The organism is Paenibacillus sedimenti, assembly GCF_014534655.1.
Lineage (GTDB): Bacteria > Bacillota > Bacilli > Paenibacillales > NBRC-103111 > Paenibacillus_E > Paenibacillus_E sedimenti.
Map to the genome: position 1 here is coordinate 1 of NZ_JACVVD010000034.1, position 10,124 is coordinate 10,124.

At 47.2% G+C, this 10,124-nt stretch carries 10 protein-coding genes and 2 pseudogenes; all 12 read right to left on the minus strand.

Features of this window, described 5'->3' with window-relative positions:
* A pseudogene (locus ICC18_RS33125) lies at positions 1 to 457 on the minus strand (sensor histidine kinase); the annotation flags it as partial.
* Positions 458 to 487: 30 nt separating this feature from the next.
* Positions 488 to 1,360, minus strand: coding sequence for a carbohydrate ABC transporter permease (locus ICC18_RS33130; RefSeq protein WP_312029649.1), 873 nt, complete (start codon positions 1,358 to 1,360; stop codon positions 488 to 490).
* A gap of 14 nt (positions 1,361 to 1,374) precedes the next feature.
* A complete protein-coding gene (locus tag ICC18_RS33135) occupies positions 1,375 to 2,277 on the minus strand; it encodes an ABC transporter permease (protein ID WP_188178651.1) in 903 nt (300 codons plus the stop codon).
* A gap of 68 nt (positions 2,278 to 2,345) precedes the next feature.
* Complete coding sequence (locus ICC18_RS33140) at positions 2,346 to 4,079, minus strand: extracellular solute-binding protein (RefSeq protein ID WP_223193090.1); 1,734 nt, start codon at positions 4,077 to 4,079, stop codon at positions 2,346 to 2,348.
* A gap of 135 nt (positions 4,080 to 4,214) precedes the next feature.
* Positions 4,215 to 4,505 carry a carboxylesterase family protein gene (locus tag ICC18_RS34665; protein ID WP_312029650.1) on the minus strand — a complete coding sequence of 97 codons (291 nt, stop codon included), beginning with the start codon at positions 4,503 to 4,505 and terminating at the stop codon, positions 4,215 to 4,217.
* A 150-nt stretch (positions 4,506 to 4,655) separates the two neighbouring features.
* A complete protein-coding gene (locus ICC18_RS34670) occupies positions 4,656 to 4,982 on the minus strand; it encodes a carboxylesterase family protein (protein WP_312029651.1) in 327 nt (108 codons plus the stop codon).
* Complete coding sequence (locus tag ICC18_RS34675) at positions 4,957 to 5,100, minus strand: hypothetical protein (protein WP_312029652.1); 144 nt, start codon at positions 5,098 to 5,100, stop codon at positions 4,957 to 4,959. Before ICC18_RS34675 ends, ICC18_RS34670 begins: the two co-directional genes overlap by 26 nt.
* A gap of 111 nt (positions 5,101 to 5,211) precedes the next feature.
* Positions 5,212 to 6,990 (minus strand): type 2 periplasmic-binding domain-containing protein, encoded by a 1,779-nt coding sequence (locus tag ICC18_RS33150; RefSeq protein ID WP_188178653.1) that lies wholly within the window; start codon positions 6,988 to 6,990, stop codon positions 5,212 to 5,214.
* 43 nt (positions 6,991 to 7,033) lie between these two features.
* The gene (locus tag ICC18_RS34235; protein WP_312029653.1) at positions 7,034 to 7,453 is read right to left on the minus strand and encodes a carbohydrate ABC transporter permease; all 420 of its coding nucleotides are present in this window, start codon (positions 7,451 to 7,453) and stop codon (positions 7,034 to 7,036) included.
* Between the two features lie 8 nt (positions 7,454 to 7,461).
* Positions 7,462 to 8,001 (minus strand): ABC transporter permease family protein, encoded by a 540-nt coding sequence (locus ICC18_RS34240; RefSeq protein WP_223193092.1) that lies wholly within the window; start codon positions 7,999 to 8,001, stop codon positions 7,462 to 7,464.
* Positions 7,998 to 8,552, minus strand: a pseudogene (locus tag ICC18_RS33160) (ABC transporter permease subunit); the annotation flags it as partial. The gene ICC18_RS34240 and the pseudogene ICC18_RS33160, both read right to left, overlap by 4 nt.
* Positions 8,553 to 8,621: 69 nt before the next feature.
* A complete protein-coding gene (locus ICC18_RS33165) occupies positions 8,622 to 9,950 on the minus strand; it encodes an IS3 family transposase (protein ID WP_188178654.1) in 1,329 nt (442 codons plus the stop codon).
* Positions 9,951 to 10,124 lie beyond the last annotated feature (174 nt).

Below are 10,124 nucleotides of genomic sequence, written 5' to 3' on the forward strand. Positions count from 1 at the left end.
GCTCGGTGCGAATCCGGTCATACCGTTTGATATCGAGCTCGCTCGTCCCATTGGCGGACGAAACGGATTTGGAGACCGGATAAATATGTGCAGTCACATTTTTGATATAGAAGCTGCTGTTTTGGGTCGTATAGAGCCGCTTCCACAGCAGATTGATTTTTTCCGTGCGCTTATACGCGTCCATTGAATCCCAGGTTAGCGTCAGTTCGTTGAGATTCTCATCTTCAATAAGCCCGTACTGCAGCAGCTTCATCCGTTCCACCTCATTCTCCAGGTCGGTCAAAAAGAAGGTGATCTGGGAAACCGCCGTTTTGGAAATGTCATCGCTTGCCGTTTGTACGACCCATTGATAAAGGTATCCGCCCAGCAAAATAATAGGCAGAATGATAAGTAAAAACGTTAGCAGGAGCCGAAGGAAAATGGTGTTCCTCAAAGAGGACGGTTGACGGTTGAACAAGGCGCACGCCTCCAGCTTTTTCTTTCATTATCACCCTTTCACACTGCCGAGAACAATACCTTTAACAAAATACTTTTGCAGGAACGGGTATGCCGCAATAATCGGAAGAGAGCCGAGGAAAATCTGCGAAGCTTTCAGCGTCCGGTCGGAAATCAGGGCCAGATTCAATGCTTCGTCGCGGGACATGTTCGACAAGTTTTGCTGAATGACAATCGTCTGGATATAGCTTTGCAGCGGATAGTGGCGCGGGTCTCCCATCAGCAGCAGTCCGTCGAACCAGCTGTTCCAATGATCCACCATCGAAAACAAGGCAAGCGTTGCCAGAGCGGGCTTGGATACCGGCACATAAATGTTCCACAGCGTCGTCCAGTGGCTTGCTCCATCGATGAAGGCCGCTTCCTCCAGCTCTTTCGGCACTTCCCGGAAAAAATTAAGCAGCAGCACGACGCTAAAGACAGGAACCGCGCCCGGAAGAACAAGCGCCCAGATCGTATCCAGTAGATTGTACTGCTTAATCGTCGAATACCAAGGGATCAAGCCGCCGTGAAACAACATGGTCATGAAGAAAATCCAGGCGTACACGACCCGCAGCCGGAACGAGCCTGTCGATTTGGATAATGGATACGCTACCAGAATGGTCAACAATAAATTTAACGGCGTCCCGATCGCGATGCGCTTCAAGGAAACCAGCATCGATTGCCAGAACGCCGCCCGGCTGGCCGTATAATTGTAGGAGGCCAAGGTGAAATCGACCGGCCATAGCTTCACTTGTCCTGTTGCCGCAGCAGTGCTTGAGCTGAACGAGACGGCGATGATATGGATGAGCGGAAGTACGCAGATCAGCGAAACCAGTATAAGAAAGGAGGTGTTCAGAACGGAAAACCCATCAAAATGCTTCTTCACAGCTGGCCATCCTCCTAGAAAATTCGATATTTGGCAAATCGGTAAGCGAAAAAGTACGAGCCGGAAATCAAAATGAGCGATACCAGCGATTTGAACAGTCCGACCGCCGTTGCCACGCCGTATTGGGCATCCAACAAACCGATCCGGTAAACGAACGTGTCCAGAATATCGCCGCTTTCGTACACTTGCGGGCTATATAAATTGAACACTTGATCGAATCCTGCGTTCAGCAGCTGTCCCAGGCTTAGAACGGACAGCAGTACGATCACCATACGCATGCCGGGAAGAGTGATATGCCATATTTTGTGCCAGCGGTTCGCACCGTCAATCGTGGCAGATTCGTAAAGGCCGGGATCGATGCCTGTAATAGCCGCCAAATAAACGACTGTGCCGTAACCGAAATTTTTCCAAACATCCGAAACGACCAGAGTGAATGGAAACCAATGATTATCGCCAAGGAAAAAAATCTTAGGGAGGCCGATGGAAGCGAGCAACCCGTTCACAATCCCGCTGGAAGGTGAAAGAACATCGATCAGAATGCCGCCTAATACGACCCACGATAAAAAATAGGGCAAATAAATGGTCGTTTGCACGCTTCTTTTGATCACCTCTCGTTTCAATTCATTGAGAAGAATTGCGAAAGCAATCGGCACGATCAGGCCTAACAGAAGCTTAAGACTTGAAATATAGAGTGTATTCCACAGGACCCGATTAAAGCTCGGCAGGTTCATCACATATTTGAAATTATCCAGCCCGACCCACCGCTGATCGCCGAACAGCCCTTTCGCCGGGATGAACTTCTGAAATGCGATGATAATTCCCGCCATAGGCACATACGAGAACAAAATGATCAGCACCAGTCCCGGCAGCAGCATCAGATGCAGCGGAAGCTCTCTCCACATTTTTCCCGTTCGCATAACCATCCTCCGTCATGAAGCAAAATAAGCAGAGGAAGGAAGGTGAATCCATCCTCTACCCGATACCGCTACTTCTTGATTGTTGCGTACCAGTCATTGACTTCTTTTGACATTTGCTCTCCGCCAAGCTTCGCCCAGTCCTGAACAAACTTATCAAAATCATCGATAGGTGCGCCCATAATGATTTTGGTAAACGTCTCATTCTGCAGCTTTTCCAGAGTCGATTTGCGCTCGACCATCGTTGGAGTAGGCGCGCCGACAAACTTATCCTGCAGGAACTGATTGTTTTTATCATACTGGTCCACGACCCCCTCGGAGCCTTCCGGACCGTAAATCCGCTCCCAGCCCCACAGCGCAAATCCATCCTTCGATCCTGAATGATAAGCTTCTATCTTCCCTTGAATCGTTTTGGCTTCCCCCGTCAATGCCGAGAAGTTGCCGGATTTACGGGCTGCATCGATCGCCCGGAACGCCTCCACGTTTTTCTTGGTCGGACTCGGATTCACCGGGGATAGCTGCCATACGCTTTCCGCTTCCGGCGGCGCATAATAATTGTCAAACTCCGCTGTTTTGCCCCAGTTCTTCTCATAGAACAGATTGAACATCTTGATGACGGCTTCGGGATGCTTAGCCCCCTTCTTCACGGCAAAGAATTTGACCGTATTAAATCTTAAAGGTACTTTAGGAGTTTCTCCAGTCTCCGAAACAATCGGAAACGCTTGCCACTGAGCATTCGGGTCTTTATTGCGGTTCAGCTGAAGCGGCCAGATCGAGTTCCACTGTTCGCCGTATTCCATGCCGATCTTCCCGGCGGCGACTTGTTCGGAAACCTTGCCTCCGTCCTTAATCCCGAATTCCTGATCCAGCTCTCCGTTCTTGAACATGCTCTGGAGAGCTTGAAGCGCTTTCTTCACTTCCGGCTGGACGCTGCCGTAAGCCAACTTCCCGGAGCTGCCCTCCACCCACTTGTTCGGATAAGCCTTATATCCGGCCATGAAGCCTTCCAACCCCATGGCTCCGCCCCACAGCGTTTTGGTTACGCCGAGACCGAACGTATCTTTTTTGCCGTTGCCGTCCGGATCGTTGTCCGCAAACGCTTTCGAAATCGCTTGAACGTCAGCCATCGTTTTCGGAGGCTTTAAGCCGAGCTTCTGCAGCCAATCCGTACGAATCCAGATAAACATCGCGCTTTCAATGGAGGAATCGACCTGCGGAATCGCCATCAGCTTGCCGTTAAACGTGGCGGCATCGAATGGGGCCGTCCCTTCTTGCGACATAATCCGTTTTAGGTCCGGCGAAGCGTAATGCTGATATAAAGCGGTCATGTCTTCGATCTGGCCGGCGTCGGCCAATTGCTTCAGTTGAGTCGAGTTCACGGGCATGAAGTCGGGAATATCTCCGGAAGCGATCGTCACATTGAGCTTCTGCAAATATTGCTCGGACGTATCGTTGCCCTTTACAACCCAATTATTTTTAATATTGATGCCGAGCTGATCCTTGAATAAGCGGGTCCAGCGGTTGTCTTCAAACGTTTCGCCCTTTAGCACGCCAAGCACGTTGTTTTCTACGACATCGCTGAGATTCCGCACGAACGATACTTCGATCGGCGGATCGTATTTGCCGAGCGGATCTGCAATTGCTCCTTTCGGTTCGTTTCTTGCGGTTGTGCCCGACTCCACACTGGATGATTTGCTCTGGCCGTTATCCGTTGAGCCGTTTTGTCCGCTGCAGGCCGATAAGACTATAGCTATCGACATGAATGAAATCAGCCATGCTTTCGTTCTGTGTTTTTTCACTTCCATGTTCATCCCCCGAGAGTTGATTTTTATGGGTCTTACACAATAACGCTTCATATGCATTCATTATAGGTTCGGGGCTGCAGCCAAACAATGTTCAACTTTTTACTTTGCTTACCCAACGTTGACATTTTGAAAGCGTTACCTTTTCAAATTTTCATTGAAATATTGCTGCACAAGAAACTTCATGATCCCACTCGGTTGTTCCCTGAAAAACTCGGCCCGATCTGCAAACAGCATCCCATACGGTGCTTCGGGCGTATAGGGCTCCCATCGAGGCATTTCCTCTCCAGTAGAATCTTGTCCGTTAGGGTCTCCGGAGCGGATGAAGTTCGCCCAGTAATTGCACATCCGGCGGGCCAAATCGTAATGTTTGCCGACAAACGATCTCCAGCATTTAGCAAGCGTCTCAAAGAAAAACCAGAGATCCACCGAGTGGAAGGTCCCGGGGTTATCCCAACCTGGTATTTCCGTGTCGAAATTATAATAGTGCCCCAGAAGCCTCGGAACTCCATCGCCTTGTCACGGAGATAGACCGCATCCAGTTGCCGGGCTTCCGCAAGCGAGGATACGCCGAGATACTCAAAAAACTTCACTCCGTCCTGTTCGGCTTCCGTCAAATGACTCCGATGTCTGGGCATGGGAGTTCCCGGGTAAAGCTTCGTAAAGATCCCGCTTTGAATAATCGCCCTCTGAAAGAGCCCTTCGTTCTGAGGCGAAGTGAGCTGGCTCCACGATACCTCGCCTGGCAATGCGTTCGCCGTCGAACTCCATTTCAGCCGTATGGCCAACCTGGAGTCCTCCGCCAAAATACCATACATATACCGGCAGTTTTTCATCGGTACGATTGCCCGGCGTCCATACATTCAGGTAGAGGCAGTCCTCATCCATGGCGATATCTGGTTCCACGGCCCTTTTCGCCTACGGGTGAAGCGGCAAATGTTATCCCTTTGAAGCTCGTGATCCGGGGGTCGGCTGCCGGCAGCCCCTGAACGATCCCGTTTTCAACCTTTACTACTCTAAGCATGGTTCATGTCTCCCTTCGTTTGAAAAACCCGAAAAATCGGGGCTCTTCAACAAGCTGAGGGATATATATTATTGAAAATATATATCCCTCAGATATTAAGAAATACTGATTTTACTTGCTAGCTGATGCATCGGCACGCATTTTAACGATCTTTTGAGCTTTTGCCGTATCCGCTGTAACTACATCATTCCAACCGAGACCTACCACATCGGTCTTCATCTTTGCCCACAACTGGTCGAATTCTGCTTGATTCTTGGCGAATACCATTTTCCAGGATGTGTTCTTTACATAGTTCGAAATCTGGCTGCGTTTGTTTTTTATGTCTGACGAATCGCTTCCGAGGCTTGTATTGATATTCGGTACGATATCGATCATCTTATTTTTCAAGTAATAGCCTGTTGCGTTCTTTGCGTTATATGTGTTCTGCCAATCAGTTGTTAGCACTGTCTTGTTAGCCTCTATTGTTGCGCTCCAGTAATTGTTGTTATAGAATTCCCCTGTATCCGGATCTTTGACAAAATCGCTCATGATCATACTGTTGAGCTTACTCTGTCCGTCCTGGTATCCGCCGCCTCCGTACTCAGCCGGAACTGGCGTATTTTTCTGGAACGCGGTTTGTCCTACTTCGGTCAGCTTAAACTTGCCATCTGCTGTCTTTTCGTAATTGAAGCCTTCAAATCCATTCGTATAGTAGCGCAATCCTTCAGGTGAAACCATCCAATCCAGGAATTCCATGATCCTATCAGGATCCTTTGCTTTTGAACCGAGAGCGAATACTCTTCCGTTCCCGTAATAAGCATCGCTGTTCTGAATGATATGAGTGTCGGCGATCGGAACAGCAACATTCCCGTCGCCGTTCTTGCCTCTTTCAATTGAATTGTAGAAACCTCTTTGCCAAGAGTACCACAAGAGAAGAACCTGCTTGTTGGTCAGCTTTTCAGCTACTTTGTTCCAATCCTGGGATGCCGAGTCGGGGTCAACCAGACCCATCTGATTTGCAGTAAAATAGAATTGCAGAATCTTCTTGTACATACTGCTATCATCTATGAGCGGAACGATGTCGCCTTTTGCATTCAACTGGATGGTCGTAGTTCCGTCCGGCTGCTCATAACCGTACCAGTTGCTAAGCCAGCGTACATTTTCCATACCGCCGCCGTCCCAATCCTTCCACAAGGTGATCGGCACAATCGGTTTACCGTCCGGCGTTTTGGGATATTTTTCCTTCATCTTTTTCAGTACATTCAGAAGATCAGTCAGATTGTTCAGCTTAGGAGCCCCTACTCCCTTGTAATAATCCCAAGGCATAATCGGGCTTGAGTAAGGTATTTCTTCCGAGAATGTCGTTGGCGAAGTGTCTGCTTCAAAAGTCGGCATCGCATAAATATTGCCCTTCGGATTTACTTTATCAAATGCTGTATTAAAAGGCTTGAAATGATTGTCCACATATTTGGACAAGTACTTCGTATTCTTGACCTTATCCGTGATATCCATAATAAGACCGGCCGGAATTAATTCTTCCAACTGGCTGTTATCGACGATCAGAAGATCTCCCAAATCTCCGGCTGCCGTTCTTGTCTTGTATAACTGATCGCCGGCAACCTGCGGAGCAAGAATGTTCAATGTAATATTGAACTTGTCTTTCAGAAGCTTTCCATACCACCCTGTCTGCTCACCTTGGTAATTTGCTGCGTTGTCAAATACGGTAATGGTCAGCGGCTTGCTGTGATCTATTGCATTACCGGCCTGGGATGATGACTTGCTTGATTCCATAGTTGATGTATCCGTATTTTCAGATGTGCTTTTACAGCCGGTCAATGCTACCGAAACCATGAAGATACAAGCAAACAATAACAACATCGATTTTTTTACTGCTTTACTCCTCTTCCTCATCGACAATCCCCCTAATACTGAAAATTTATTATAATGGTGCATGTTAACCTTTTACTGCACCGATCATAATCCCCTTTACAAAAAACCTTTGGAAGATCGGATAAACCAGCAATATAGGTGCAACAACAATAATGGTAACCGTCATACGAATAGAAGTCGTTGTTTGCTTTGTTGCCAGACTTGCCATGGCTGTTGAACCGGCATTTTGCAGGTTTACCATTGTGGATAATGAACTTGCCTGATTGATATAGTTATATAGAATAAACTGTAAAGAATAGAGTTTGCTGTCAGTAACCAACAACAACGTATCCTGAAAGGAATTCCACTGATCCACTGCCGCGAAAATGGCAACCGTAGCCAATATGGGCTTACTTATGGGCAACATGATCTTGACAAAGATGGTCATGATCCCGGCCCCATCGATACTTGCCGCCTGCTGCAGTTCCTTCGGAGTTGATTCCACAAAGGTCTTTACAAGAATGATAAAGAACGGGCCACGATTGTCGGCAGAACATATGCCAAAAAATTGTTGGTCAGATGCAAGGATCTCATTGTCAGATACCATGGTATAATCCCGGCATTAAAATACATGGTTATAATCGTAAAGCGATACCAGAATCTTCTTCTCCACATATCCTCTTGGCTAAACATGAATCCCAAAAAGGCAGAAGCCCCTACCGTCAAAGTTGTTCCTATCAATGTTCTTGCCATAGATACCACGGCAGCATTCCACAGTCCCGGTATTTTAAACACATCCAAGTAGTTCTGGAAATGGATTTGACGCGGGTAAAAAACAACTTCACCCCTGGCACTGATATCGTTTGCACTTATGGTATTAATGAGGATAGAGTAAATTGGATACACGCAAATAAAAGCGAACAGGACAAACAGGGCATAGATCACAGCAGAAATCATTTTGTCGGTTGTGCTGACCTGATCTTTCATTTTTTTAATGGAATTGCTGGTATGCACGTTTTCAGTCGGCGCCAGACCTCCTGCTTTGTCACTCATACAATGCTCTCTCCTCTTAACAATTTTGATAGTCCGTTAACAGAAAAGAGAAGCACAACACTGATCAAGCTCTTCAACATACTGATCGCGACAGAGACGGAATAGCTGCCGCCTCCCATTGCCAGATTGTATACGTATAGGTCTAAAACCTGTATGGAATCTTTGTTAAACGAATTTTGAAATACGAAATATTGCTCCAGACCATTATTCAGAAAGCTTGCAATTTGCAGCATCAACAAAACAAAATAGGTCGGCAGCAAGCTTGGCAATGTGACATGCCTGATAACCTGCATTCTTGTCGCACCGTCTACATGGGCCGCTTCATAAAGTGATTCATCGATCCCCGTAATCGCCGCCATATACAAGATGGCTGACCAACCCAATGTTTTCCAGGTAGCCCACATCCACATCGTAATCCAAACATGTTGGGAGTTTTGAAGGAACAATATCGGAGAATCGATAAGTCCCAGTTGTTTCAAAAGGCCGTTGGCTATACCTTCACTAGAGAACATGGAAAATGCCAGCGAATATACCAATACCCAGCTGATAAAGTTCGGAAGGGTGGTAACCTAATCTGGACCCCTTGTCAAGGACACTGAAAAAAAAGAGATTTTGAATGATTAGGCAGCTAACAAGAGATGATTCCTGTACTGAACAGGAATCATCTTTTTTAGTCCCCATTGGTATCTGTGGTTGTTGTAATAGTGGATATAACGATCAATTTCGCATTGAAGTTCGGCTATAGATACGCAACAGCAGCTGTTTACGTGGTCCTTCATATGACCGAAAAAGGATTCTTGCGGAGCGTTGTCCCAACAATTCCCACGCCTAGACATGGATTGGCCTAGTCCTTTCTCCTTCAACAACTTCTGGTATGTTGGACTGGTGTAATGGCTTCCTTGGTCCGAATGGATGAATACATCCTTGTGTAGCTTTAGACGCTTTTGCTTCATAAGTGCGTGAATCGTGTCCGTCGCAATAGGTAACGAGAGCCCAGTTGAAAGATTGTGGGCTAGGATTTCGCCTGTCGAGGCATCCAATATGGTCGACAAATAGGCCGTCTCTGTGCGGCCATACGGAAGGTAGGTAATGTCGATAAGCAAGACGAGGCCAGGAGTATTCTTTCTAAAATCCCTCTGCAAGCTGTTAGGAAGGGTGCGATGCTCTAGTGTCGCCTTAGCCATACGCTTGTAGGGGTTTGGCTTTCTATGAGGGCATACGATATTAAATTTCTTCATCAATCTGCGGATTTTCTTTAGGTTGTACACAATTTCAAATTCATTCTCAAGTGTCATCTTAATCGAGCGAGAGCCTTTTTTGAAACCTCTTTGGTTGAAGGCTTTCTTAATCCACTCTCCCGCTTTGGCATCCAAACGAGTACGCTCTAAACGCGATTCTTCGGCCTGTATATAACTGTAGTAACCCGAACGGGAAACACCCAGTAACTCGCAGAGGTAACGCGTCATATGCCCTATACCTTGATCCACGGCGTTCTTAATGAGTCCAAAGAGCCTAGCCTTACTTAGATTCATCCCTTTTGCTACCAGCAACCTTTCTTTCGTGTCTAGCTTTTTTAATAGTTCAATTTGCGATTCAAGAAGTCTAATTTTCGCTTCCTGCTTTGCAATCACTTCATCCTGTGACAATTCCCGTCTTAATGGACGCCCTGAGGATTCCTTGCGGGAATCGACTAATCCGATAATACCGCCCTGTTCGTAAGCCTTCTTCCAACGGTCTGCGCTTTGTTCTACTCGTTTCATCCCGATTACGTTCACTTCGAAACCGTTACTTTCAAAAATCTCTCTCGGGGTTTTCCCCATCATGTATTGATCGATAAATAATCGTTTGAATTCGTCATCATAGGTTATAGCTTTCTCACTAACTCTAACCACGTATTTGTTCTTCGCTAAAGATTCACGCTCTTCTGCACTAAATAATTTCTTAATCATGTCATCCCTCCGCTGCTTACTTAAGTATACAAAAAGGTACCCACAGTCTGAACACTTTTTTTCAAAGTGTCCAGACTATGGGTACCAGTTTGGGGGGGGGGGGGGGGGGGGGGGGGGGGGGGGGGGGGGGGGGGGGGGGGGGGGGGGGGGGGGGGGGGGGGGGGGGGGGGGGGG

Coding starts and splice junctions, on each gene's coding strand:
- ICC18_RS33140 (WP_223193090.1), bottom strand. CDS start 4,079: ATGGAAGTGAAAAAACACAGAACGAAAGCATGGCTGATTTCATTCATG.
- ICC18_RS33150 (WP_188178653.1), bottom strand. CDS start 6,990: ATGAGGAAGAGGAGTAAAGCAGTAAAAAAATCGATGTTGTTATTGTTT.
- ICC18_RS34675 (WP_312029652.1), bottom strand. CDS start 5,100: ATGCTTAGAGTAGTAAAGGTTGAAAACGGGATCGTTCAGGGGCTGCCG.
- ICC18_RS34240 (WP_223193092.1), bottom strand. CDS start 8,001: ATGAGTGACAAAGCAGGAGGTCTGGCGCCGACTGAAAACGTGCATACC.
- ICC18_RS33135 (WP_188178651.1), bottom strand. CDS start 2,277: ATGCGAACGGGAAAAATGTGGAGAGAGCTTCCGCTGCATCTGATGCTG.
- ICC18_RS33165 (WP_188178654.1), bottom strand. CDS start 9,950: ATGATTAAGAAATTATTTAGTGCAGAAGAGCGTGAATCTTTAGCGAAG.